Genomic DNA, 24,716 nt, shown 5'->3' with positions numbered 1-24,716 from the left:
CATGAACGGTGTGCCAGGCGCACCGGTACTCGGCGGCGACGGCAGCGACCGAGCGATCCTCGTCGAGGACGGCGGCGGCCATCATCGTCTTCGCCCGCGGGGTGATGCGGGCGCGGGCCGGGATGCCCGGCACCGACTCGGTGAACACCTTGCGATCACAGACTCTATTGGTGCACAACCATTTCCGTTTCCGCCATTCGAGCACGGGGCGGTCCGGACCGATCTGCACATCCCGGGGATGGGTGGTGACCCAGCCCTTCGATCGGGTCGATATCTGCCCGCATTGTGGGCACACGCCGGCCCACCTCGGGTCGGTGCCGAGCCGGACGATCCGGTTGCCGTCGTCGATGCGCTGCACCGACTCGACGACGATGCCGTCGAGATCGAGCAGCAGTGAGCCACTACTGTGGAGCATGCCCGCGTTCCTTGCTGGTCTGGTTGCCTGAAGAACACCCAGCTCACAAGGGCGCGGGCCCTTTTTCAATCACCGACACGGCACGGGGTCGGACAGCATCACGCCCCTGCAAAGTGCGTAGAGCCCTCAATATGATCACTCCACTGTCTTGACCACGGGCGATGCCACCGCATTGTGCCCCTGGGCGTTCGACCCTCGAACGACCATGGAGCACCCAACGGCGGCACCTCGACGAATGAGAAAGGCCTCTGCGTGATCGTCTTCGGGATTTCGTACACCAAGGACCGCTTCGCACATGAGGTCCACGACGCACATGTCGCCCTGGCGACCGATGGCGGTGTGTACATTTCCGGCCCCATCGGCTCACTGAACATCGAACGCGTCGAACCGACCAAGGAGGCACTGGCGGAACTCGGCGCTCGCGTTGTTGCGGTCGCAGACGGTGTCGAACGAGAGGCCGCGCTCGCCACCCCCGGCGGAGAACCGTGTCAGGTTCTGCTGGTATCGCAGCCAGGAGACAGCGCAGCCATCCCCGATGGTGCCACCAGCACCTGGCACACGATCGCGACCCGGTTCGTCGACATGTTCCTGTCGATGCAGGGACTCGTCGGTGCCGGTGTGGATGAATTCGTCGAGCGAGCCGAATGGGCACAAAGCACCGCTCACACCGCATCACCATCTGCGGAGCACGATGCCTCTCACGTTCCGGGATACATCCCCCGAGTGATCGACGGCGTGCACAGCGACATCGATATTCTTCGGCAAGCCCGCACGTGGAGGATGCACCTCATTCAGTCCGGGCCGCCCGGTACCGGCAAGACCACCGCGGCACAGGCCGCCCACGGCGACGAGCTGATCATTGCTGCCTGCTATGACGGCATGACCACACAGGATCTCGTCGGACAGTATCTACCGGAGCCCGGGGAGGCCGGAGTGTTCCGCTGGGTAGACGGCCCTCTGATCGAAGCGATGCAGCGGGGCAGACCGCTTCTTTTGGATGACTTCGGGTGGATGCCTCCGGGCGTGCAGGCCACGTTGCTACCCGCTCTCGATCACCAACGGACGGTCACCGTTCTCGACCGCCCTAAGGAACAAACAGTGAAGGCAGCCGAGGGGTTCTCGGTGATCATCAATGTGAATCCCGGAGTGGGTTTCGGAATCACCGGACCGATCCGGGACCGTGCCGCCTTTGAGCTGCATGTACCAGTCGACCTGAAAGCAGCTGAGAAGTTGGATGTTCCGCGAGCGTTCATCAGCGTTGCCGAGGAACTGCACAACCTCGCGGAAGCCGAATCGGTGAACGGAATCCATCGGTGGGTTCCGTCGATGCGGTCCCTCCTCAACGCGCGCAACCTCGCAGTGGTCTTCGACGAGCACTTCGCCGCTTCAGCCTTGGTCGGTGAATGCCCGGCCGGCGAGCAGCGCACCAAGCTGCAGGACCTGCTCGTCACCCATCTCGAACTTGACACCGACGTGCCGGAGCCGCTGCAGTCCCGGTCGCTGTAGCAGCAGCTATCCAGTCATTTTGGCCTCGCTCCGCGGCATCGGCGCCGGACCTTCGACTCGTTGCACCCAGCGACCGATTCGACTCGTCGGCAGCATATTCCAGCTGCGTCGGCGGTCGACATGTCGGGTTCAGCGCCACCGCTGTCTGCTGCGCACCCAGTCGCCAGAACCTGCGAGACACACGCTGGAATGACGTGGCAGTATCAGCGGGATTCGTAGCAGCGACGATGGAATCAGCAACGATTGGAGAACAACGGTGTCCAACCAAGAGGTTAAACGATTAGCTCCGACCTAGAGCACATTGGCATTTGTGTATCTCTACTCAGGAAACCAATGCTCGTTTCCGGGCTGCGGAGACGCGATGTTCGAAGACGGCAGGTACGTCGGAGAACTCTGTCATATCGAGGCGGCGAATCCAGAAGGTGAACGCTTCAACCCAAAAATGACGAACGAAGAACGTCGACATGAGTCGAATCTGATGCTGATGTGTGGACGCCACCATCGACTTACGGACGACGTCGACAAGTATCCGGTCGAGCGCATGCGCCAGATTAAAAGCGATCACGAGCGTCCGTTCCGCATGGGGTTCAACAATATGCTGCTTGCGGAACTCCGCGATCACTCGGCAGCAGACATCCTCGTCCCGGCAAAGACTACCGCCACCATGATGCAATTTTCCGGCTTGGAACTGGACCCTGAGCAGACGCACGATAACGTGAGGTACTGGCGGGAGTTCGGCGAAATCCTTGCTGGTGTGACCCGACATGCACGGATGCTGCTTGCCATCGCGATTAAGCACGCACACCAGGATCGTCGGGAATGGGGCCTGACTGTACCGGAACTAAGTCGACGAACACACCAATCGGAAGAGCGGATCCGCGAGTTGGCTCTAGAACTAAGTCAGAGCGGAATCGCTTACACGAATCATGAGCCTGACTACTACGATCACAACAGCGAGATGTTCGAAATCAGTTCAAAGTTTGCAGAACAGCTGACGATCTTGGACCACTATGCGACTGGCGTCGGCATTGACCTGGAGGAGGTCATCGTTAACCTTCGGTTCGATCTGCTCGACTCCACCGACGGAGACGCCTAAATCAAGGTTCGTGCTATCACGACATCCAGATGATCGCCTGAACGCGTTTGCGGGGTGTCATCGACCAGTAGTGGTCGGTGACACCCCGCATTGTGTCGCGCAGGGTCTTGCTCTGCCGGGCCTCACACCGCCAGCACAAGTTCTGTCGCGATAGCCACCGCTCGACGCCAGGGGGGCAGCGCCGCCGGTGCCTGTTGCACGCGACCACGCTACGCAAGACCGGCTCTGGATGCCAGGACATCTGTGTGGTGTCTCGAAAAAACGCCACCCTGGTGGAGTTGCGCCGATTCAGCCGACAGGTGCATTCGCCGCAGGCCCTAGGGTGTCGATTCCGGCGAGCCCTCGCCACCTCGCTCTGTGCTGTCTGAGGTTTGGATCCTCGCTGCTAGCTTCCGTTTTCGTTCAGGCGGCACGTAGGCTCACGTGGGGTTCTCTGGCGATGCCGGCCAGACGCTGTCGGTGTTCGCCGATCGAGCGGCTTCCTTGCAGCGGGGTAGCTGCCGACGGCCAGAGGTGCCTTGCCATCGCGGTGTAGTCCCGGCCCGCGAGAATCACCACGTTCCGGTGATCAAGAATTTCCTGCTCGCGGGCTTGTCTGATGAGCTGTTCGACGGTGACGGTCCCGGGGTCCCCCATCCGTAGCTCATAGGGATCTACTTGGTCGTTCAGGCGTAGAAGTCCGTGCTTGGCGGAGAGGATTCGAATGTTGTCGTCACTGGTGAGAGCGCTGGCAGCGCGGTAGCACATGCGGTGAAAGGAGCCGATGTACAAGTCCCGGGCTGCGGCAGGCCGGTCTGCTTTGGTCGCTGCGCACGGGATGATCACCAATGGGTTCTCCGACGGATCGGGACCGATTGCGGCGGTGGCTTGTTGGTTGTCGTAGGAGACGTGGTCGGCGACTGTCCATCGCAGCCAATGCCAGCCGGGGCGGTTGGAGAGGGCGTACTCTCCGACCGCGTGGCCAGCAACCTGGAACGGTGCCGCCCACACGGTGACTGAATCGTTCGGCAAGGTCACTTCGACGTTGTCGTGTAGGCGTCGCAGGCGGGTGTTTTTGGGGCCGATCGAGAGTGGGACACCGAAGTGTTGTCCGCCGGTTGCGGGGCCGACGCCGGGGATCGATTCGACCAGGCCCACAGCGAAGATCAGTTCTCGACCGGGGGCGGGTGCTTTCAGGTCCGGGTCGTTGTACTGGAACCTGGGGACGGGGATGGCAGGCACGAGGGTTCTTTCTCTAGAGGTCAGTGGGTTGCGGCAACGACCTCGGTGGCCCCGAGGAGGTCGCGGGTGAGTTCGTGTACGGAAGTGGCGTAGTCGAGTACTTCGTCGGTGTGGGAGATCAGGATTGGTGAAGCGAACAGTTCGCCGATGGTTTCGACGATGGCTCGGCGGCCTTCGTCGTCGAGGTACTGGGTGATCTCATCGCCGAAGATTTGGTCTGGCAATCCCCCGTCCGTGACTTGCATGGAGATGCCGAGACGGAACGCAAGTCCAGCACGGGCCTTTTCTCCTCCAGAGAGCAGCTTCAACTTGCGGCGACGTCCGTCGATCAGCTCCACGTGGGGAACAAAGTCAGAGTCGAGGTGGAAGGCGACGTGTTCTCCACCGAACCGCTGCAGTAGCTCGGTTGCTGATTCGGAAATTTGCTGCGCGTAGTCGGCGAGCAGGTCCTGCCGTAGTGCGGTGAGCGAGTCGGCGATACCGCGTGCGACTTCCGCCTCTCGGAGGGCCACGCGCTTGCGTCGCCAGTGCTCGCGTGCCAGGTCTGCGTCGTCGCTGACCTGCAGGAGTCCGGTCTGCGCGGCTGCGAGCATCGCGCGTGCATCGCTGGCCTCGCGGTCGAGGTCATCGAGGTGGGTGCGGGCTTCGGTCGCTGCGGATTCAGCTGCGGTCACCGCAGCGGGGTCGGGCGCATTGACGACGGCAGCCTGCGCTTCGCGCAGTGTGTGTGTTGCGTCTGCGAGTTCCGCCTCGGCGGCAGCTCGGTCGAGGAGTAGTTGGCGAGATGCCTGCAGGAGTTGGCCGCGCTCGTTCACCGATGCGAGTGCGGTCCGGGCGATGTCCAAGCATGTCTGCGCTGTTACGTCGCTGGGCAGGGGTGGCAGCAGGTCGGCGTCGAGGCTGCGCAGCACCGCCACCAGCTCGTCCAGTCCCCTACTCCGGGCGGTACGGGCGGTATGGAGCCGCTGCTGCGTCTGTTCGATGTGCCGCTGGGCTTGCTCGGCGTATTGCAGCAACCGCTGCGCCTCAGATGCAGCGGTGTCGGCGGCGCGGCGCTGGGCAGTCATGTTTGTGACGGTCGCAGCGGCATCCTGTGCGGCGCGGTCCGCTGCACTTCGCTGCCGGTCGAGATCTGTGACGAGATCATCGAGGTCGTCGATCGACTGTCGGCAGGTCGGGCAGTGCGCCTCGCCAGCGGAGTCGCGGAGCACGTGGATTGCCTTGGCGAGCTTGCTTGCTTCGCTACGGGCGGTGGCCTGCTGTCGATCGGCGGCTCGCAATGCTTCTTCTGCTCGCTGCCGATCTGTCTGTGCCGTCGTCAGCTGGGCCTGCACTCGGGTGACATCGATGGAGGCTGCGGAGCGCTCCGCAGCGGCTGCTTCTCGTTCAGCGGCCTCGAGTGTGTTCTCGGCTGCGGAAAGGTTCGCACCAGCAGTCGTGATGGCGTGGGCAGCCTCGCGAAGGTCGGTGATCCGGTCCTCGAGGTCTTCGGGGCGAGCATCTGCCAGTCCCTGGTCGGCTATCAACGTGTGGAGCTCTGCCAGACGCCGCTCTGCTGCATCGGCAACAGCGGAGGCGGCTACAACGGACTCGCGTGCTTGTCTCGCGCAGCGTTCCTGGTCACGTAGATCCCTGACCTTGGCGTTTAGCTGTTCCCAGTCGGCGCGGGCTCGGGCCGCTTTCGCATTAGCAGCCGATGCATCAGCTTCAGCGTCGGAGTGCGCCTTTTCAGCTTCGCGTTCGCGCAGCTCAGCTTGGGCGACAGCGTCGGGTGATCCGAGAGCAGCGTCGGCGATTGCTTGCTTGTCGCCGGCGTCCTTACGTGCCCGGTCGCGCAGCTTGGTGATATGGGAGACGCCGGTGTGCTCTTCCACCAGCGCGGTGACCTCGGTCGGTGTAGCGGTAGCCAAAGTGTCGACTTCGCCTTGGGCGATCATGTTGGCGCCGCGGAATGCGCGGCCGGACATTCCCAGGATTCTGGTGACCTCGGCTGTCATCAGGGTGGGCGTCATGTGTTCGATCTCGACGCCGTTGTGCCACATGCGCGCGGTGGTCTTCTCTATGGGCTTGCCGCCACGTACGCCGCGCCTCATTTCCCGCACGGTCCGGTAGGTGTCTTGTCCCTGACGCCAGGTGATGTCCGCTCCAGCTGGCGCTTTGGTGTCGGCGTTGTCGTTTCGTAGGTCGATCAGATCGATGCCGGGTCCGGGGTCGCCGTACAGGGCGAATCCGATTGCTCCGAGGAACGACGATTTACCAGAACCGGGGGCGCCGATGAGTGCGTGGATGCCGTCGGCCTCGAAGTCGAGGGTCAAGTCCTCGATCGAGCGGTAGTTGTAGATGTGTCCGGTGATGATCTGCATGTTCGTCCTCTGCGCTGCCCGCCGGGTGTGCGGGAGGGTGTGTGTTGGATGCGACGGTAGGAACGGGCGTCGCATCGTGCGGCACGCTGGATCAGCGCGGATCGGTGGGTGTCAGTTCGTGCAGCATCTGCTGGGTGCGGGCGATGACGGGCTTTCTTATGTCCTCGGCCATGCCTCGGAGGATGGCTGCGATCCTGCCCTGGTCGAGACGCTCGGTGAAGGCGTGGGCTAGGTCGAGACTGCGGGGTCGGGATTCGTTGTTGTGCTGCCGGGGGGTGCGTTCAAGGGCAGAGGATCCGTGGTTGTTCGGCAGGGGATCTTCCCAAGCGAAGGCCCAGTAGGCGGCGCGGCCGGCGGCTACTGCCCACTCCGCCGCAAGAGCTCGGATGCCGTGGCGTTGCGCGTTCGTGGTGTGCGCGATCTTCTGTCGGAGGATGTAGCCGCCGTCGCCTGTGAGTTCCGCAGATTCGTCGTCCCACCAGTCCTGTGAGGCGAGCCGTTCTCTCACAATCAGGTTGATGTCGTCGATGGTCCTTCCTCGGGCGTCGATGACGTCGAAGTCGATCTGGGGGCGTCGCCATACGTAGCGAGGTGTGACGGTGACGCGGCCGTCCTCGGTTAGTTCCATCAGGAGCCAGCCGCGGTCGCAAATATCGTCGGAGAAGCCTCGGCCGATCAGCGAACCGGTCATCCACACCTGGCCACGTTCGCGGCCGTCGGCAGGTCCGAAACCTGGGATTGGTCCTGGGGTGTGATAGTCCGACAGGATCGTCTGGTCCCAGCCGCGGTCGGCCCACTCTTCGGGCACGAGACGTTCGGCGCCGTGCCGGTCGTCGGCTCCGAACAGGCGACCATCCGCGGAGAAGATTCCGTGGGAGACGAGGATGTTGACTCCGCCGCTGATGGGGCGGGGATCGATCTCTATGCCTCGTTCCTGTAGTCGAGGGTCGAGCCCGCTGTGGGACACCACGTGAAGGAACAAGGGCACTTCGGGTACAGGCTGGTGCACTTCGTAGTAGCCGGGCACGGGCCCGAACATGTCGTCGTCGGGGCGCGCTGGGTCGACGAAGACGGCACAGCGCCCTAGTTCGGGTTGATGTAGCAGCGCCGCTGCGGAGACGGAAGTTCCGGCGCCGACGTCGTGGTTGCCGGTGTTGGCGATGGCGGGAATGCCAGCGGTGATCCGCAGTGCATCGATGCGTCGTTCGGCGTTGACTGCGCGTACGGGCGGGTGGTGGACGTGAAAGGTGTCTCCGCCGTTGACCTGGAAGTCAACTTCTGAGGCGATCATGTCGCGCTGTACGAGTTCATAGGTGACGTAGCCGTCCACCTCTCGGATGTTCAGGCCGGAAGGGTGCTTGCGGGCCATCCCGCGCATTCCGTATCCGGCGTGGGTGCATCCGAAGAATCCTGCCCTGAGGACCACGTTGTTGTTCATGGCAGGAGTGTTGCGATCACTGTTCCGGGGTGCGGCACGCTGCGGAGTCTGTTGAGGTCAGCGGACCAAACGACGGTGGTGGAAGGCGGTGATCTTTGCCATATCCCGGAGTAGGGACTGGATTGTCGCGCTCTGGATTCCGCGCGAGACGCCAGTGACGTGCTAGTTTCACATTATCGGAGAACAACAGGCAGTACTTCTACAACCACACAGATTCAGGACAAGCGATGACTATCGATCCCTCCCTCCGGCGGGCACCGGTGCCAGCGGTACCTACGTCCCCGCTGCCGAACGCACCGCGTAACGTCAACCGCGAACTCGAACGGCTTCGCGCCCGGTCAGCTCTTCAGGCCGCGCACCTGCGGCGTACAGGACGTCCGCCGGCGTCGCCCGCGACCAGTCGCGCGACGAGTAATGCCTGGCGGCAAGCTGCGACCCGCGTGGCGAAAGCTCCTATCTGCAAGGACAATCCAGAAGCATTCGCTTTGCCGGATCAGCCGGATCTCTCGGTCACCAAATCCGGTGCGCTTCCGGCGGCTACCTTCGCGGAACTGGCTGCGGAGCGGCGCTACGTGCAAGCTCGAGTCCGAGTTGCGAAGGTCGCGATCAACATGTGTGAGCGTTGCCCGATTCTCGCTCAGTGCCGCAGCAACGTTCTGGCTGATATCGACGCTGGTAGCCGCCCGATCGACACGGTCGTTGCTGGTGTGGCATGGACGTCGAAGGGATTGCCGGATCCGCATGTGCACGACCGGGTCACTGCTACTGAACAGGACCAGTACACCCTTGATTTGATGACCGACGGGCCAAGCACCAGAACGGATCCGGCCACCAGCTGGATTCCTGCAGGACTCGAGCCCCTCCCCGCTATCGACGAGATTCTCATCGAGGAGGTGCTCTCGGACCGCAACATTTTCGATGCCACAAATGGCCATCAGAAGTGGATCGCCCAGTCGCAGCTGGATCAGCCGGGTGGCCGCGAAAGTGAAGGCCGGGAGGTCATTCCGTATGCCGAGGAAGCTGAGATCGCACGGCGCGCGGTCGCCCGAGACATGGCACCTAATCATCTTGCCGCGGTCCTCGGATGTGGATGGGAGCGTGCAGCCGACCTGATGTACGGATTCGGGGCGGAGCTGCCCAACATCAACCCCAGTGCAACTGCATCGCGTCAACGCGCTGTCTGGCTGGCCCGCACTCGACATGCCGAGCAGAAGAAGGTTCGTCTGGCGCAGGCCTCAGCGCAGTTGAAGCACGCCACCTCTGCCTAACATCGCATAGTCCGCGAATCGTCAAGAATGGGCCCACGCCAGGGGTATTGGCGTGGGCCCATTCTTGCATGAATCATGCAGACAACAAGCCGCGGACTTCATCCAGGACATCCTGTGCAGCACCGAGATGTTCCTCCGCAAGAGCACGAGCGTCGCTGGCCGGCAAAATTTCCAGTACTCCCCGCAACTTGCTCAAGGCAGCTCCCGCGTTTTCGATGTCCTCCTGCGTCGGAGTTCCCTTCCCGATCGCCGCGACGGCTTTCGCGTTGGTCTTGAGCGCATCGATGAAGGGCTTCGTCGCGTCGCTGATGAGTTTGGGTTCTCCCACCTTCTGGAAGGCGGCCTTCTCGTCTTCGCTGAGAACCAGCAGGGTTTGAGTCCTGATCTGCGCCACGGCGCTTCTCCTTCACATGGGTGATCAACGTGTCGCCAGTGTAGGAACACCCGTTCCGGCGTTCCCCTCCCTTCGACGGCGTTCAGAACGAAGACATCCATAGGCATTGCGCAGTGATCGGAAACTAACCCTCACACCGGTGGGCTCTGTGCAGCCGTCCGCGGCGTCTTCTATGCCAACCGTCCGGTCGTGACGGTCCGCTGCTTCCGTTTCGGGGCCAGCAGCGCCGGTAGGAACGGATGTTCGCCTCGTGTGCCGTGAAAACTGCCGTCTAGGACTGCGCCGATCCGCACTCCCCATCGGAGCGTCCGAGCCTGCTCTAGAATTAGAACATACGTTCGAAGGAGAGCAAGGGTGAGTGCGCAGCCACACGAGGAGGCCAGGGACGAGCTGGACGACTGGACAGAACAGTTTCCCGAGAACGCAATCCTTCGACGAGTGTCGCCACCTCGACCAGTGACGGTGGATATGGGCCGCGTTTTCCCTGGTGAACCCGGACTGGCATGCGCTGACGGACTGCCCCTACGTGTCCGGGCCGGCGGCATTCGACTCGAGCAGATGATGCGTGGAACTTTGCGTGCCTGGCTCCGCTGCTCGGACGGTCGGTGGCTCGCGCAGGTATGCGTGCCGGTCAACTCAGCGAACGGCTACAGCCATCTGAACTTGCGGCTATGGGTAGAGGCGGCAACGATCAGCCCCCTTTCGGCGACCGACTGACCATTCCCGAACAGCACATATGGCAGGTCCCCTGGTGCGCCACGGGACGCTCGCGCCCACCGCAGCGACGTTCCACCCGGTGACAACGCGGACACACCGTGCGGCCGAAACGCGGACGCTATTGGCGGAGCACCCATTCCGAAGTTGGAGACACGTATCGGACAGAGTCCACACCTCCCGCATCGCTGCATCCCTGCGGTGCCGCACTACCGGAACTGTCTTGGTTACTGTGTGCCCGTCGGAGATCGCTAATTCCGCAGGGCTCACACCCTGCATGTGGCAGTGCTGGCCTTGCGCTCGAGACTGCCCACCACGAGAAAGGAGGCGGGCGCTTCTGCGCGCCCGATCGCCCATGGCTTCATACAAAGGAACTCACCGGCGGGTCACCACACGTCAGCGTGCTCTCGCCACCGCCGCTGCGGTCAGCACAATCTCACTGTTGGGTCTGCCAGCGGTTGCCCACGCTGCACCGCAGGGCGGCGTGACCACTCCTGGCACCGCTGGCGGCGACCAGGGCGGAGTGACCACACCCGGCACAGGTGCAGGGAACCAGGGTGGTGTGACGACACCCCGGCCGGACCCGGCACCGCAGCCGCCGTCGGAACGCCAGTACTGGGTCGCTCCGTCACCGCAGTCGCAGCAGGCTCCGTCACGACCCATCCCGACGTACAACGAACAGTCGTCGTATTCACCTCCGCTGTATCAGCAGCAGTTCCGCGCCCCGGTCCCTGTCGAACCTGTCGCGCCGATCGAAGCTCCGGTCGACGAGCAGGGCAAGAAGATGCTCCGAATTGGCGATCGCATTGCGGAACAGCCGAACTGGATGACCGACGATGTCCTCGAGCGCACCAACAACACAGCCGCGGGTTGGGAAGCCGACGCGTCCACGTTCTGGCGTTCTGTCGGTGTTGACGACAATCGAGCTGATCGAGTGGCCGCATCCATGGTCACCGGCGGTCTGGTCGGCGGAGCAGTCGTAGGTACAACCGCTGCGGTGGCGTGTGGTGCAGCGGGCGCTGCACTCGGTGCCCCCTACGGGGCCGTGATCTCGCAGGCGATCTTCCCGTACGCGCCGATTATCTCGACCGTGCCGGGTGTAACGGTCGGTTCGACTGCCGGAGCTGCAGCAGGAGCGGCTCTCTGCGGTCCGGTCGGTGTCGCCGTCGGTGCAACGGGAGGTGCCCTCGTCGGTGCGGCGATCGGCGGTGGCGAAGCCACCGACGAGGAACTCGTCCCCACCGAGCTTCCTCAGCTGCCCGATCCCGATCCGGTCCAGATCGAAAAGGACGTCGAAGAGCAGGCAACGGTTCTCGCAGCGGATCCGGTTGGCGCGGCCGCCATCCAGACCGTCGCCGACGTACCGCAGATCATCGAGGACACCAACACCCAGGTGCGTCAGGCAGTCGCCGATGCGGGTGGCCAGCACATCGTCGATGCCGTCGACCAGGCCGCGGAGGCCCATGCCGAAGCAATGGCTCCAGTAAACGAGATGCTTGCTCCGTTCAATGACCGCATCAACACTGCCGTGGGTGCCTTCCACGACGGAATCAACGCAGTGGTGAACCCGCAGTAGTCAGCTGCGCCGCGCATTACGGGTTGTCGGATCCCGGCCCTGGTCACCACCGCTGAACCAGGGCCCGGATCCGCCCCCATGCAGCGATGAGAACAACGACGTCGGCAGCGAAGTGACTCGACTGCTTCGCCCGACCCGATCACGACCGGAAGGTGAAGCACAGTGAACGATTGGGATCCACGCCACCCGACGGATGACGACTACATCGACCCTGCGGATGCGGTCGCCTCGAACAAAAACCATTCGCCGAACCCGAAGGATGACCTCGCTTCGGCGCCAGCCCCACAGCCTCCGCTGTTCACACCCCCGTCGAACGATGAACTGTTCACCGGCACCGAGGGTCCAGTCCCCCACGACTCGAACGACGTGGCCGCGGCGACTCCTCTCGTGCCACCTCCGAACGACGCCTTGTTCCGGCGTCCACCGCGACGGCCGGATGTCTCTGCGGTCAAGACTGCAGAATCTTCTCTGGTCGGGGCGAAACCCGACACCGGGAAGCAGCAACGTGATCGAAAAACGGTTAAGGCCGTCGCAATCCTGGCAGGTGTAGTCACCATGATGGGCGCCGGCGCGATCTTCGCCGTGGCAAGCGCACTCAGCGACGATGACGACGTCCCTCTGGCCGAGGCGTTCCCTGCGACGACGACCAGCAAGGCACCCACGACCACTACTCCCCCTGCACCGCCGTTCTGCACTGATCCGAATCCAGACGATGACGTGGTTGTGACGAACGAGCCCGGTGATCGCAACTCGGCCCTCGGGGTGATCACGGCCTTCGAGTACCGCTATTACGCCGACCGTGACGCCGTCAAAGTCGTCGAAACGTACGATCCGGCTTTGCAGATGGACCCGGCCGGCATTCAACCGTTCATCGACAAGGTGCCGCTGGGGAGCAAGCATTGCATGACGATTGAGCCGTCGGACAAGCCGAACGAGTTCAGGGTTACTGGTGAGCTGAAGAGCCCCAACTCTGCTCTGACCGAACCGATCGACATGTTGCTGTTCACCACAGCTCCCAGCCCGAACGGATGGATGATCACCTCGGTGCTCGATCCGGAATCCGTCGCGGCGTGAGCAATGCATGTCCGGACGCGGCGATTGCGTGCGTGAGGCAGGTAGGCAGTTCCTGAATCAGTAGTCGAGCGCACCGTATCTGCCGGCACGGAAGTGGCGTGAATGCGATAGCCAGAACAACTTTGACGTGCATCGACGTATTTTTCTTATCCAGGTAGTCGAGTGCTGCTCTGTTACCCTTTGACCATCGGAGAAGCAGGTAATTGCTGCACACGGGCACTGTCTTGTGCCTCTGGCGCACTCCTGTCGGCACGGCACAACGAGGGGTATCAATGAATCGACAGTCGCGCAGGCACCTTGCACGCGTGGTCGCCGCCGGAGCTGCGGCCTCGCTAGTCACGGTCGGTACCGCCACCAGCGTATCGGCGCAACCACCAGCCGACATCACGGCCACAGCCCTGTCGGCACTTCCCGACCTCGGCGAGCTCGCACAGACCGTGGACTGGAATGCGTTGGAATCCGCCGCAAACGGAGCATCGCTGCGAGCACCGTCGACCGCCTCCGTCCCGAATATCAACGGTGATGCTGCGGCCGTCCGCGGAGCGGCGAGCATGATTGCCGGTGCGTTGCCGGCCAACGCCATCGTCCCAGGATCTACCGGTACCGATGGCATCTTCCCCGGCTCCACCCAACCACGATGCGCACCGACCGTGATCACGGCTGTCCCCGGAACCTTCGAGACCGGGCCGGCAGCGGATCCTACGGTGCCTGTCGGTCTTTTGGCGCAGGTCACCGAACCCCTCGTCCAGTCCATGGGTGATGCGGTGACGGCAACGTTCATTCCCTACGCATCCGATGCCTCGGTCAACGGAACGAGCTACTTACGTAGCGTGGCGATGGGAGTCCAGGCGACGCTCGCGACCATGGAAGATGTCGCCAGCCGCTGCCCTGAGTCTCGGCAGATCCTCACCGGCTTCTCCCAGGGCGCCGAAATCGCTGGAGATGTTGCCACCGCGATCGGGCAGCGACGAACAACCGTCGATCCGGACAGTGTGGTGGCTGTAGCGCTGTTCTCCGACCCGAAGCGACGTGACACGTCGAACTTGCTCGTCGACACCACCCAGACGCAGCCGGATCTTCCGCTCACGGTGCAGGAGACAGTGAAGAAGGTAGTCGAGTCACCTTCGTTCGCCCAGCTTCAGATGCAACTGTCCGATGGATTCCGGTCGCTAGTGCACCAGGTAGCTACCCAGGTCAGCGAGGCGAGCCGCACCGTGGCGGACGCAACTGCACCCACCTCTTCGGTCACAACGACGACGTCTGCGCAGTCTCCTGTTTCCCCTGATCGCCCAGACGAGGACACGAGTACTGATAGCTCGACACCGGCCTCCACGACTGGTTCAGAGCCGGCGCGCGCCGGAGCATCCTCCTCCTCGGAATCGGCCTCGACCGCACCGTCGAGCGTTCGTGCGGCCGCCGGTGCCAGCCGGTCCAGCAGCACCGCGGAGACCACGCCGACAACGACAGCGGCTGCCAACTCAGAGCTGGATCCATACCGCAACGATCCGCTGATGCAGCCGCTCGACGACGGCACCGACCGTGTTGATGGAAGCAACCTCACCCCGGCGCCGAGTCGGGCAACAACGACGACACCGGCACAGCAGGAGACGTCGAATCCCGAACGCGCAGGTGCATCCAGTTCCGACACTGACGGTGGTCTAGCCAGAAGCTATGCCAAGGCACTCGCCGGAAACACCGGCGAAGCCGAGCCGCAGATGGAAGTCAAGGTGAACGCCAACAGAAAGGTCGACGTTGAGCCGGTCACGATCAACGCGATCTCCGGGGGTGGACTGTCAGGACAGCGTGAGTCTGACTTCGGGGCGCTGACTGGGGTGGTCGCCGAGATCTGCGTACCTGGCGACGTAGTGTGCTCCCTGCCGGAGAACTCGGAGCTCGCTCGTCAGTTGGTGCAGGTTGGCAAGAACATCTCGGGCAACCTCGGTGAGCTGACCAGTGTTGAGGGCGCACACAGGATGGTGGGGTTGCTGTCCGTGCAAGCTGTGAACACCGTCGCTGACGTCACCGGCCTTCCCCGCACCAAGTTCTCCGCGGACACGTTGCAAGCGTTCATCGAGCTGATCGCCGGTGTGGCCATGACAAACATGGGCAATCCCGCTGGTTCAGCATTGATCGCCAAGAGCGTTGCAGCTCTCCCCAACGCGATTCCTGAACTGGCGGCGCAGTTGGCGGATATTCCGCAGATCCTGGCTCAGTTGCCGCATGCAGATGACACGGCGATGCGCAATCTGGGCTTGGATAAGGTCGTGGAGCGGATCTCTCAGGCATTCGCCGAGGCTGGCATGACCAGCCCTACTCAGCTGGAGAAGCTTCCTGAAGCTATCCCGCATGTCTTGCAGGCACTCGCCGAGGACAATCAGGGACTGCTGCAGCTTGCGACAAATCCGGCCGTGTACTCCGGAAACGTCGAGCATGTCGCGTTCGACACCATTCAGATCGCAGGGAATCAGAACCCCTACCAGTGGGTGGATGAGTGGTTCCGGAAGGTATCTGTCACTGTCTGAACTTGACGGCAAACTGATGTGGCCCAACCCTGGTGGGGTTGGGCCACATCGCTTTACGGACTTATCATCCGGTCAGAGCTTTCGTTTCGATCAAGTTCATCAGTGTCTTGACGCTGCTGGCTTTGAGATCGCTGTCTCCGACAACACGTAGGCCCCGTACGAGCTCGAGAAGGTCGACGTCGTCGAGGTCACTGACGTTATCGAGGTCGAGCACATGGACCGGACCATCGGCGATGACCTTGCCGTTCTGGATAACCACGAGAGGCATCACGTCGCTGTCAGCGTCCTTCTTGGGTCGGCGGGTGGACTTCGACGTGCGCTTCGTGCTCGGCTTGCGCTGGTCTGACTGCGCCTCCGGTTCGGGAGCCACGTCAGGTTCGGGCTCTGGATCAGAAGCGTCACTGTCGGAAGGTGGATCGTTCGGCGTGGGGCGAGGTGAATGCTGCTCGGGCGCTGAGTGCTCCACGTGAGTGTCGTCCGTGGTTGGTTCGTTCGGCGCCTGCTTAGTGGCGGTCTGCTCCGGCCTCAGAGCTTCCGGTGCGCCCTGATCGGCAGTCTGCGCAGCGTCGCTGGCGGAGGTTGTCGTTGCGTGATCGAGGTCGGAGGTGGGCGTCGGCTCGGCCGCGTGTGGGGACTGCGAGGTTGCTACCGGTACCGGGCCGCGGGGGCGGCCGAATCGGTTGGCGCCGGCGCGAGCGAATGCGGGAGTCGTCATGAGGGTCCTTCCCTCGCAGCATCATGGCTGCGGCGTTGGTGTGGTTTCTCCGATACCACGAGTTCTAACAGTGGAGACTGACACCGTGCGGCACGCCGCCTGTACCGGGCGCCAAGAGCCAGATCCTCGAAAAGGCAGTGTGGGCCTTCGTCAGCGAGCCCCGTTTTTATGCACACCCTCTCAGGCGCTCGTTCACCTTCGCGAGTTGACGCAGCAGCTCCAACGAGTCCCCCACACCTTCGGAGATCTGTTGCTGCAGAGCAACTTGTCGCTGTAGCAGTCGTCGCCGCAACAGTCTGGGGATGGTGTCCTCGATGTCAGCGATCGTCGGTGCCTCCGTGAATGCGATCTGCCAGAGCGCCGGATAGTGCTCGGGTTCAACGACATCGGTCATCACTGTGGACCATAGGTCTGCGTCCTCGCCTTCCTTTGGTCGCCCGTCCGGGAACATCGTCGTGGACATGTCGACCAACTCGGCCACCGCGCCCGGGAGAAGCCCGTAAGCGTCGGTGCCGTGCTGCTGTAGAAGCCGAGCGGCCTGTGTGGGGTGCGAGATGAGAAAGGCTGCGACTGTTGCTTCGGCATCCGCTAGCTGATGCGCGGGTTCGGCCGAGTCGTGGGTTCGGGGCATCGATATCGTCGCCGGGAACCGGATGTCACCGTCGTCGACACCGATGCGATCTGCGGCCCACCGTTGGTATTCACGTCGCAGCACGGATGAGTGCACCGCGGCGAGACGATTCTCCACGCGCCGTGTGGCCTCGACCTTGCCTTCTGGGGTGCTCAGATCGCATCCCGCTATGTCCGCGTCCAGGAGTAGTTGCAGGACCGGTCGACGGGTTTCGGAAGCTTCGAGAAGGGCCGCATCACCGCTGGTTGTCCGCACATCGCATGGGTCTGCCTTGGCGCCGTAGCCAGCGAGGTCGATTGCCGTGATGTGCGTGGTGAAGCGTTGGCAGGCATGAAACAGTGCCCAGGTAGCCTTTCTTCCGGCCTCGTCATTGTCGAATGCAACGACGATTTGGCCACCGTCACCGATCCGGCTCGCCAACAGATCAGCCTGCGCTGTGGTGAACGCCGTGCCGGATGCTGCGACGGTATTGGTCATCCCCGCTGCTGACATCGCCATCACATCCGTCTGCCCTTCGACAACAAACACCTGGCGTGTGCTCAACATGGCTTGGCGTGCCTTGTCGAAGCCGTACAGCAATTCGCCCTTGTGGAACAGGTCTGTGGTGCCGGTGTTGAGGTACTTGGCATGCGCGCGTCCGCTCAGGTCACGGCCGGTGAATCCGACGAGGCGGCCTTGCGGATCGTGGACCGGCCACACCAGACGCCCACGGAACGCGTCGTACGTGCGGTGCTCGCTCTGCTTTGCCGTCCCGGCCGCCAGTTGGCGTTCGAGGGGGTGGCCGGCTTCGATCAGGGCATTGATCAGTGCATTCCCATTCGGCGGGTTGTAGCCGATCCCCCAATGAGCGGCGTGATCAGCTGTAAAGTTCCGGGACCGCAGGAAGTCACGGGCAGGGCGTGCAGCGGGATGTGTGAAAAGCCATTGGTAGAGGATGGACTGGGCTGCGTCTAATGTGGCGCGGATCTGCTGTCGCTTGGGGTAGTCATCGGTGGTGCTGGCGCTGTCCGGGAGAGATAGACCGGCACGGTGCGCGAGATCGGTGACCGCTTCGACGAAGCTGATCCCGTCGACCTGCATCAGGAAGTCGATGGCGTCGCCGTCGGCGCCGCAGCCGAAGCAGTGGAAGCGCCCCCACGCGATATTGATCGTGAAGGAGGGTGTGCGTTCCGAGTGCAGGGGGCATAACGCTTTGATGCGGCCCGCTCCCGCAGGTTTTAGGTCGAGGTAGCCCTCGGCGAGCTGCTCGAGCCGTACCCGCGTACGTAGTTCGTCGAGGAACTCACCGGGGAATCGGTGGGTAGGTTGTGTTGGTGACTCCACGCCTGGGCTCCTGATCTGCGGGCGGTTATCGCCTGATCAGGGTAGGAAGCGTGATTAGACCGTGCGGCGTCCGTCTGTCGGCAACGCGGAGTCGTAGACCTACGTCACTGCCGACGGTTGCGGTCCTTCAGAGCGGCCTGATGTTTCTTGAACCATGCCTTCTGTTTCTCTTGCCACTGGTCTTCCTTCTCTTGCCAGGGGCCACGGGACGTTTCCTCTCGTTCTCCGAGCAAGTCGAGATCGAGCGGACCGTCTCGGAGGACTTTGATGACGGCATCGTCGGTTCCACCGGCGGCACGCACCTTCTTGTGGAACTCTTTCGGGATCCAGGCTGGACAGCCGTATTTGCGGAGCTCGTTGGTTGCGCTTTGGTCGTCGTCGAACCAGGCGACGAGACGATGATCGGCGTCGTAGTTGTCGTACCAGGACCACCAGTGTCGGACTTTGACTTCGTTCTCGGGGCGGGGTCCGTCCTTAATGAAGTGCCTGAACATGACGGGGCCTAGTGGGAAGTTGTTTCTGTCGATCCAGTTCCAGGTGGCGCGGGCGAACTGTTCGGGGCGGGTTGTGGAGTATGCGATGCCGACATTGACGGCTTGCAGGGACTCGATGAGTTTGCGGCCCGACCGAATGGGTTTGGCGAAGCCGTACGAACGGTGAAAGGTATGCCAGTCACGGTCGCGGGAACGCTCGGTCTTGATGAGGTGCTCGTATTTTTCCATCGAGGCGATTACCCCATCGATGTCGATGATGGCGAAGTCCCCTGTGCGGCGTGGCGGATTTTTCCAGGGGGTGGGCCTGGTACGCGTATCACGTCGCCGTGGGGTGAGTGCCATAAATCCGGTGCTCCAGGGGGTGCAGGGGTGTGTCGTGTGCGCTGCACCGGGCGCACCGGCGCAATGTTGTACGGCGTCACACTAGCGCGCCCACAGAAAGGATTCCCTGCTAGGGCGGGTCTGAGCGGGAGTTGCGGAGGCTCTAGAGACGGCTGTGGCGCCCCCGTTCTTGGGGGCGCCACAGCCGTTGCTGGAGGTTTTGCAGTGTCAGTCGGTGAGAGCTGCGAGGAGCTGTTCCCGCTGACGAATGCCTAAGCCTCGGACCTTCTTGTTGTCTGCGATCTGGAGCTTCTCCATCAGTGTCAGTGCTCCCTGCCGGCCTCGTCCGGGGAGGGACTCGATCAGGTGGATCACGCGCATCTTGCCGACGAGATCGTCGGTGTCTGCGCGGTCGAGAACTTCCTTGAGGCCGATCTCATTGGCTTTGATCTTGGCTTTGAGAGCGGCCCGGTCCTTACGCACCTGGGCGGCCTTCTCCAGGCTCGCGGCGCGCTGTTCAGCAGTGAGGGCGGGAAGCGTCATTACTGCTGTCTCCCTTACGGATTGTCGACGGAAGTGCACCGTCGGAGTGTGAGGTGGCGTCGAACGCCGTGGACGTGTTGTTTCTAGCAATCCCGATTCGGGGATGCGGCACACGCGATCACAGTGGCTGGGGCACACGCCCGATGGTCACTGCGATGGTGTCGTTGCAGATCAGGAACAGTTGCGCCATGGACTCGTACGGCGTGTAGCCGCGGAGGGTTACCCGACGGGCTCCGAGCCGCGTCGCTGTGGCGATCAGTTGTCGCAGCTGTGACAGCGTCACGTCAACTTCGGCTTCATCGATGCTGGTCGTGGTCACGGAAGTGAGCTGTGTTCCTCGGTAGGACTGACCTGCGGCGATCAGCTGACTACCGAGTCTTGCGACCATGTCGATGGGATGGGTGCGGCCGTCTTCATCGCTGTGGTTGCGGATCTGCACGAAGGCGTAGTCGTCGCTGAATGATCGGGGCAGTGTCGACAGGAAGTCCACGATGGGTGCAATGTCCGTGATCTCGAGGTCCCAGTAGCGAACGCCCTTGGGTGGGGTGAAGTGAGCATCGAAGTTCGGGATCTTTGCGGTCGGGGTGACTACGGTGATTGAAGTGGCGCCGTCTGTAATCGTGACCTGATCGGATGTCTCACCAGCGATCAGCGTGACGGTCCAGCGTTCAGCGGACTGGTTGAGAAGTCGCAGCGCTTGCAGCCACACTTCGATCCGGGTGTGAGCGTGGCAGTCGGCGGTGGGAGTGATAGTCCCTACGGTTTTGATGCGGGTGGTGGCGGCTGAGTAGTCGCCGACGACGGACACTTTGACCTGACCGTGCCGGGTAAGTGTCAGTCGAGTGTGGCCCTCGTTGCGGGGCTGAACGGCGCGTTTACTCGGCTCCACTGCTGCGAGGGCTTGCGCGAATGATGCCGGGTCGACGTGCACTGAAGCGTGCGCATTCGGTTGGTCCACCCGAGTGGTAACAGGCGTGCTGGCGGTGGCTGGCAGCGTCAGGAGGTCGCTGCAGCGGAGCATGCCGTCATGGAATGTGAGAGTGCGCCGAATAGCCCGACGCGGGATCGACATTCCGCTCAGGTCCTTCTCGGCGACATGCGCGGTGAACGCGGGGGTGGTGTCCTGTGCGTGGCCGAAGGTGGGCGCGACAACGAAGCATGTGGTGCCGATGCGATCCTGCGCAGAGAAACTGATCGTTCCGTTGCCGGATGTGATCGTCACTCCGTCGTTGTCGGCTGGAAGTGTCTGCACGACATCGAGTGCATCGATGACCGTCCTGAGGTCGATGGTGCGCGTCTTGGCCACGATGGTCCCCTTAGTGGGTTGTAGTGATCTCCGATGCTGCGAGCATCGCACATGCGCTCGCGGAGTTGCGGTACGCGCCCGAGTAAGCCGGCTTCGCCGGAACGCCGATTTCTAGGGTCTGCCCTATGTGCAGAAGTCGTAAGCAGTGCGAGGGTGGGCGGCGGTGCCCGAGCCATACCAATCCGGTGCTCCGCCGTTTGGCGTCGGCGGTACAACGTATGTCCCGGTGGGAGCGACGCGCAGCAGCAGCGGAAGAGGCCGGGGACCAAACCGCGCTGGACAAAGCCCTCTCGCTGTTCGAGTCCGCGGTCGAGGATGTGGCGGAGCGGTCGGAGTGGGATCCCCAGTGGAAGGCGGTGCCACCACCGTCGAGAGCTGCGGAGTTCACCGAGGAGTTTTTGGCGGCGCAGGCTGACGACGAGCTGGAACGATTCTGGAACGAACTTCATGTCGATCCTCGCGCACAACGGCGGATCGAGGCCGAGTGGGATCGGCGTGCGGCCGCGGAGGAGTTGCGGCGCGAGCAGGAGGACGCAGAGCTTCGTGAAGTGTGGGAAGAGACGCTCGCACCGGACTGCATCCGCGGGCTCGACGAGGAACAGCTGCAGGATATGTGGGGGCAGCTGCATGAACACCGCGATCTGCAGGAGAAGATCGAAGGCGAGTGGGATCGGCGGGCGTCAACGGCCGGCGATCAGGTCAGCCAGCTCACCTCGAAAGACGTCGAAGAACTCGAGTGGGCGTACAACCATCTTTCCCCTGCCCAGTATCAGGAAGTTGAACGCCGCATCCTGACGGACCCAAGCTTGTGGTCGAGCGGAAGCCGAACAGAGATCGGGAAGGTCACGGCGAAGGAAGCCCAGGAGCGGGAGTCTCAGGCCTACCACGAGTACCAGTTCGAACGGTACATCGAGGCTGAGGCGCGTTGCCGTGGCCATATGTTGAACAAGCGCGGCGAAGCCCTGGGGGTCGATCCGCAGTCTTTGATGTTCGGCAACTCCAAACGGATGAATGCGTACGCGTCCGACGAGTTCAAAGCTGCGATCGGAGCCACCGGTGGCCACATGAGCTTCGCGCGTTTCCGGGCGCTGCACGCCCCTCGGACAGGAACTTCGGCCTACGGGGCTTACAACGCCGAGACCTTCGAGGATGTGGCACATGTCTGAACAGCGGCGCTACGAACAGGTATCCAGGTCGGGCTATCCAGCGTCTTTCGTCGACATCGTCAAAGCCCAAACCGAAGGGGCTACCGCCTTGATGTCCAACGCACCGTTGAGTGCGTGCCCATACCTGGCGGACAGGTCTGAACGAGGCCGCTTTCTGGCAATCATGTGGCAACGCGGGTGGCGAGCCAAGCAGCAACAGGCAGCGCGCCTACCTTCGGAATAACCCGTCCGAAGCCAATCACCTGGGCCGCTGTTTGGCCCACCAGCTGGTATGGACTTCTACGCTGGTGTGAGAAACCTCGAGGAAGGACCATCCCCATTGGAACTCGGAACACCCCTGTTGATGATCGATACCGAGGGAACCCGAGACCGTGACGACGCTTTCACAGTGCACGTCCTTTCCTCCGGTGGTTGGCGCTTCGAGGTACACATCGCCGCAGTTGCCGACGTGGTGCCGGTCGGCTCTGTGGTGGACCGGCGAGCGTTCGAGCGCATCACGACGCGTTACAAGCCAAACCGCACCTTCCCGATGCTCGGCGCTGACGCGGAGCAGGCTGCGACGCTGACAACCGCGGAGGATCGCCCGAGTCTGTGTATCGCGGGCACGATCACCCAGTTGGGGCTGGTCGAGGATGTTGACCTCTCTCGTTCGGTGGTGCGAGCAGGTCGCTGTGTCGAGGTCAGTTACCGCGAAGTGGCGTCGATCCTGACAGACCCGACGACGCCATTGCACGAGACGTTGTGTGCCGCCAACGACGCGGCGCAAGCATTGCTGGCAGCTCGGCGCGCCAACGACGCATTCGTCTACTACGACCTGGTCGGTGGATTGGTGGCAACTGAAGAAGGCACCCTCGTACGGTTGGCGGAGGAACTACGCACCAACGCCTATGTCATCGTGCAGGAAATGATGATCGCCGCGAACGAGGCTGTGGCCTCATGGAGCATTCGTCAGGGCCTTCCCATTCTGTACCGCAACCACCGTGCAAACCCCGTCATTGGTGACGGCGGGGAGCTCGTCGCAGAGCTTGAAGCTGCGCGAGGTGACGTACAGATGACCGAACGGATCCGACGGCGGCTGGTGACGGGTCTGAGGCCCGCAACGTACGACGCGACGGTCCATGGGCATCACGGTCTGCGGGTAGCGGCGTACACGCATGCAACGTCCCCATTGAGACGGGTGGCGGATCTGATCACCCAGCGCATTGTCTTTGCTGCTCTCGACGACAGTGCTTACCCCTATACGCCCGAGCAGGTCGCGGCTCTCGGCGCCGACCTCAACAGACGGATTCAGCAGGCACGGGAGGAGAAGTCGGCGTTCTTCAAGGACGCTGATCAGCGAGAAACCGCGCGAGCTGCCGGTGGGGACTTGTCCATGCTCGACACCAAGCGGTTCCGCAAACTCATCAAGTGCGCAGCGACCGGTCCGTTGGAGGCGCGCCTCGATGCAGAGCTTCGGCGTCGTCTTGCCGCGGACATCTTGGATGCTGCGGATGTGGCCGCGGTGCTGATGGCGGCGGATAGGACGTGGCAACCGCTGCAGACGGACCTGTGCTCGCGCTGGTCAGCGGAACATCGCGATGGTGCGCCGAGTGTGCTGTCCATGTGGTGCCAGCAGCAGCCTGAGGTGTCTCCCGCCGAGATCGACTGGGAGCAGCGCGGCCCGTCTCATGCGCCGTTGTTTGCGGTACGTGTCCGATTCAACGAGGTGGTCGGGCCGTGGGTGGTGGGGTCGGTGAAGAAGACAACGGAACAGGAAGCGATGTGGGCGATGCTCGACGCACGCAGTCGGGGAATCGAGCGTCACGACGACGAAATCCCGTGGCCGGCCTCTTCACCGGAAGCTGCGCAGAAGCCTGCGAAGGTCACGACGACACCGCCGGTGATACTGCATTCAGCGCCACCTGCCCCGCAGATTGAGCCAGCAATGCCAGCGTCTAATACGAAACTGGTGAAGGCGTTGAAGAACCCTGTCGCGTGGGTTACCAGTTTCGCGCAGACTCGGGGCTTGGAGGCACCGCGATGGGACGTCGAACAAGCCGGGCCGTCACATGCTCCGACCTTCACCGTGAAGGTTGAATGTGCGGGGTTACGGGCGTCTGCGGTCGAGAACTCCAAGTCCGCGGCCAGGACAGCCGCTGCTGCCAACCTGGTTCATGAAATCTTCTCTGCAGCAGTCGTTTAGCGTGCATATCTTGCGGTGCCGCACGCCCAAACGTGGGTAGCGACGATAGGTGGGTCAGTTCCCAAGTTCCCGCTCGGCGGTGCGAACGCCGAGCGGGAGCACGACCCGCAGATTGGATGCCCACGATGTCGCATACTCACGCTACAACCCAACGGTCGCTGACCGGCCCCTGCACCCACACCGCGGCCGCCTTGGTCATGTCCCGTCGCGACCCCATCACAGTTGCGGACGATTTCCACGACGAGATCGACGCCATCGACGCTGGCCATGTTGTGTTCCCCCAGGTAGACCGAGGCCCTGTTCCATCCCCACGGTTTCCTTGGGTAGCGGCCGGTATCGCAGCGCTGGTGGTGGGCTTCCTCGGCAGTTCTGGTGTGCTGAGCGTGGACTGGTCAGCATTCTCGCTCTCCTGACTGCGCTACGTCAGTTCACGTGTGTACGCCGCCCC

Annotated in this window: 19 protein-coding genes and 2 pseudogenes; 9 read left to right on the top strand and 12 right to left on the bottom strand. The window is 62.7% G+C overall.

The features are described 5' to 3' along the window. A pseudogene (locus tag ACLBYD_RS28055) lies at positions 1-462 on the bottom strand (transposase family protein); the annotation flags it as partial. A gap of 316 nt (positions 463-778) precedes the next feature. Then, entirely contained in the window at positions 779-1,081 is a 303-nt protein-coding gene (locus ACLBYD_RS28050; RefSeq protein WP_447819007.1) for a hypothetical protein, read from the bottom strand. 57 nt (positions 1,082-1,138) lie between these two features. Here ACLBYD_RS28050 and ACLBYD_RS28045 point away from each other — a divergent pair, with 57 nt between their 5' ends. Beyond that, entirely contained in the window at positions 1,139-1,921 is a 783-nt protein-coding gene (locus tag ACLBYD_RS28045) for an AAA family ATPase (protein WP_197481887.1), read from the top strand. Between the two features lie 361 nt (positions 1,922-2,282). Further along, positions 2,283-3,017 carry a hypothetical protein gene (locus ACLBYD_RS28040; protein WP_237211561.1) on the top strand — a complete coding sequence of 245 codons (735 nt, stop codon included), beginning with the start codon at positions 2,283-2,285 and terminating at the stop codon, positions 3,015-3,017. A 402-nt stretch (positions 3,018-3,419) separates the two neighbouring features. On the opposite strand, the gene ACLBYD_RS28035 is transcribed toward ACLBYD_RS28040, so the two are convergent. The 4 genes and pseudogenes from ACLBYD_RS28035 to ACLBYD_RS28020 all read right to left on the bottom strand — a co-directional run bounded on the left by ACLBYD_RS28035 (position 3,420) and on the right by ACLBYD_RS28020 (position 8,039). Continuing rightward, the gene (locus ACLBYD_RS28035; RefSeq protein ID WP_237211562.1) at positions 3,420-4,238 is read right to left on the bottom strand and encodes a DUF6884 domain-containing protein; all 819 of its coding nucleotides are present in this window, start codon (positions 4,236-4,238) and stop codon (positions 3,420-3,422) included. 20 nt (positions 4,239-4,258) lie between these two features. After that, positions 4,259-6,250, bottom strand: coding sequence for a hypothetical protein (locus ACLBYD_RS28030; RefSeq protein WP_447819008.1), 1,992 nt, complete (start codon positions 6,248-6,250; stop codon positions 4,259-4,261). Between the two features lie 198 nt (positions 6,251-6,448). Continuing rightward, positions 6,449-6,601 (bottom strand): annotated as a pseudogene (locus tag ACLBYD_RS28025) (AAA family ATPase); the annotation flags it as partial. A gap of 91 nt (positions 6,602-6,692) precedes the next feature. Next, a complete protein-coding gene (locus ACLBYD_RS28020; protein WP_237211564.1) occupies positions 6,693-8,039 on the bottom strand; it encodes a hypothetical protein in 1,347 nt (448 codons plus the stop codon). A gap of 440 nt (positions 8,040-8,479) precedes the next feature. Here ACLBYD_RS28020 and ACLBYD_RS28015 point away from each other — a divergent pair, with 440 nt between their 5' ends. Continuing rightward, entirely contained in the window at positions 8,480-9,307 is an 828-nt protein-coding gene (locus tag ACLBYD_RS28015; RefSeq protein WP_138846099.1) for a hypothetical protein, read from the top strand. A gap of 73 nt (positions 9,308-9,380) precedes the next feature. Here the strand turns inward: ACLBYD_RS28015 and ACLBYD_RS28010 are convergent, their stop codons facing one another. Further along, positions 9,381-9,701 (bottom strand): hypothetical protein, encoded by a 321-nt coding sequence (locus ACLBYD_RS28010; protein ID WP_064257066.1) that lies wholly within the window; start codon positions 9,699-9,701, stop codon positions 9,381-9,383. Between the two features lie 1,156 nt (positions 9,702-10,857). Here ACLBYD_RS28010 and ACLBYD_RS28005 point away from each other — a divergent pair. The 3 genes from ACLBYD_RS28005 (at position 10,858) to ACLBYD_RS27995 (ending at position 15,587) form a co-directional block, all read left to right on the top strand. Further along, positions 10,858-11,991: a hypothetical protein gene (locus tag ACLBYD_RS28005; protein WP_447819006.1), complete on the top strand. Its 1,134-nt coding sequence runs from the start codon at positions 10,858-10,860 to the stop codon at positions 11,989-11,991. 162 nt (positions 11,992-12,153) lie between these two features. Beyond that, positions 12,154-13,065 (top strand): hypothetical protein, encoded by a 912-nt coding sequence (locus tag ACLBYD_RS28000; protein ID WP_237211565.1) that lies wholly within the window; start codon positions 12,154-12,156, stop codon positions 13,063-13,065. Positions 13,066-13,370: 305 nt separating this feature from the next. Further along, complete coding sequence (locus ACLBYD_RS27995; protein WP_447819005.1) at positions 13,371-15,587, top strand: cutinase family protein; 2,217 nt, start codon at positions 13,371-13,373, stop codon at positions 15,585-15,587. Between the two features lie 64 nt (positions 15,588-15,651). On the opposite strand, the gene ACLBYD_RS27990 is transcribed toward ACLBYD_RS27995, so the two are convergent. The 5 genes from ACLBYD_RS27990 to ACLBYD_RS27970 all read right to left on the bottom strand — a co-directional run bounded on the left by ACLBYD_RS27990 (position 15,652) and on the right by ACLBYD_RS27970 (position 20,920). Then, positions 15,652-16,302 (bottom strand): hypothetical protein, encoded by a 651-nt coding sequence (locus ACLBYD_RS27990; protein WP_237211415.1) that lies wholly within the window; start codon positions 16,300-16,302, stop codon positions 15,652-15,654. Positions 16,303-16,468: 166 nt separating this feature from the next. After that, positions 16,469-18,256, bottom strand: a complete 1,788-nt coding sequence (gene dnaG, locus ACLBYD_RS27985; protein ID WP_237211416.1) for a DNA primase — start codon at positions 18,254-18,256, stop codon at positions 16,469-16,471. A 104-nt stretch (positions 18,257-18,360) separates the two neighbouring features. Next, positions 18,361-19,092 (bottom strand): hypothetical protein, encoded by a 732-nt coding sequence (locus ACLBYD_RS27980; RefSeq protein ID WP_138846274.1) that lies wholly within the window; start codon positions 19,090-19,092, stop codon positions 18,361-18,363. 207 nt (positions 19,093-19,299) lie between these two features. After that, entirely contained in the window at positions 19,300-19,614 is a 315-nt protein-coding gene (gene mihF / locus ACLBYD_RS27975) for an integration host factor, actinobacterial type (RefSeq protein ID WP_071936776.1), read from the bottom strand. 118 nt (positions 19,615-19,732) lie between these two features. Beyond that, positions 19,733-20,920 (bottom strand): hypothetical protein, encoded by a 1,188-nt coding sequence (locus ACLBYD_RS27970; RefSeq protein WP_237211417.1) that lies wholly within the window; start codon positions 20,918-20,920, stop codon positions 19,733-19,735. A 218-nt stretch (positions 20,921-21,138) separates the two neighbouring features. Here ACLBYD_RS27970 and ACLBYD_RS27965 point away from each other — a divergent pair, with 218 nt between their 5' ends. From ACLBYD_RS27965 to ACLBYD_RS27955, 3 genes are all read left to right on the top strand, one after another. Next, a complete protein-coding gene (locus ACLBYD_RS27965) occupies positions 21,139-22,086 on the top strand; it encodes a hypothetical protein (RefSeq protein ID WP_237211418.1) in 948 nt (315 codons plus the stop codon). Further along, positions 22,070-22,309 carry a ribosome modulation factor gene (locus ACLBYD_RS27960; protein ID WP_447819003.1) on the top strand — a complete coding sequence of 80 codons (240 nt, stop codon included), beginning with the start codon at positions 22,070-22,072 and terminating at the stop codon, positions 22,307-22,309. The genes ACLBYD_RS27965 and ACLBYD_RS27960 overlap by 17 nt, the downstream gene beginning before the upstream one ends. Before the next feature lie 120 nt (positions 22,310-22,429). Beyond that, a complete protein-coding gene (locus ACLBYD_RS27955) occupies positions 22,430-24,268 on the top strand; it encodes an RNB domain-containing ribonuclease (protein ID WP_237211419.1) in 1,839 nt (612 codons plus the stop codon). Positions 24,269-24,716 lie beyond the last annotated feature (448 nt).

The sequence above is a fragment of the Rhodococcus sp. C26F genome, from assembly GCF_053345925.1.
Note: the sequence above shows the minus strand (reverse complement) of the source record. Positions and strands in the feature narration are given on the sequence as shown.

Excerpts from the sequence above, each read along its gene's own strand:
- ACLBYD_RS28040 (WP_237211561.1), top strand. The coding sequence starts at position 2,283 with ATGTTCGAAGACGGCAGGTACGTCGGAGAACTCTGTCATATCGAGGCG.
- ACLBYD_RS28030 (WP_447819008.1), bottom strand. The coding sequence starts at position 6,250 with ATGACGCCCACCCTGATGACAGCCGAGGTCACCAGAATCCTGGGAATG.
- ACLBYD_RS28020 (WP_237211564.1), bottom strand. The coding sequence starts at position 8,039 with ATGAACAACAACGTGGTCCTCAGGGCAGGATTCTTCGGATGCACCCAC.
- ACLBYD_RS27990 (WP_237211415.1), bottom strand. The coding sequence starts at position 16,302 with ATGACGACTCCCGCATTCGCTCGCGCCGGCGCCAACCGATTCGGCCGC.
- ACLBYD_RS27980 (WP_138846274.1), bottom strand. The coding sequence starts at position 19,092 with ATGGCACTCACCCCACGGCGACGTGATACGCGTACCAGGCCCACCCCC.
- mihF (WP_071936776.1), bottom strand. The coding sequence starts at position 19,614 with ATGACGCTTCCCGCCCTCACTGCTGAACAGCGCGCCGCGAGCCTGGAG.
- ACLBYD_RS27965 (WP_237211418.1), top strand. The coding sequence starts at position 21,139 with ATGTCCCGGTGGGAGCGACGCGCAGCAGCAGCGGAAGAGGCCGGGGAC.
- ACLBYD_RS27960 (WP_447819003.1), top strand. The coding sequence starts at position 22,070 with ATGTGGCACATGTCTGAACAGCGGCGCTACGAACAGGTATCCAGGTCG.
- ACLBYD_RS27955 (WP_237211419.1), top strand. The coding sequence starts at position 22,430 with ATGATCGATACCGAGGGAACCCGAGACCGTGACGACGCTTTCACAGTG.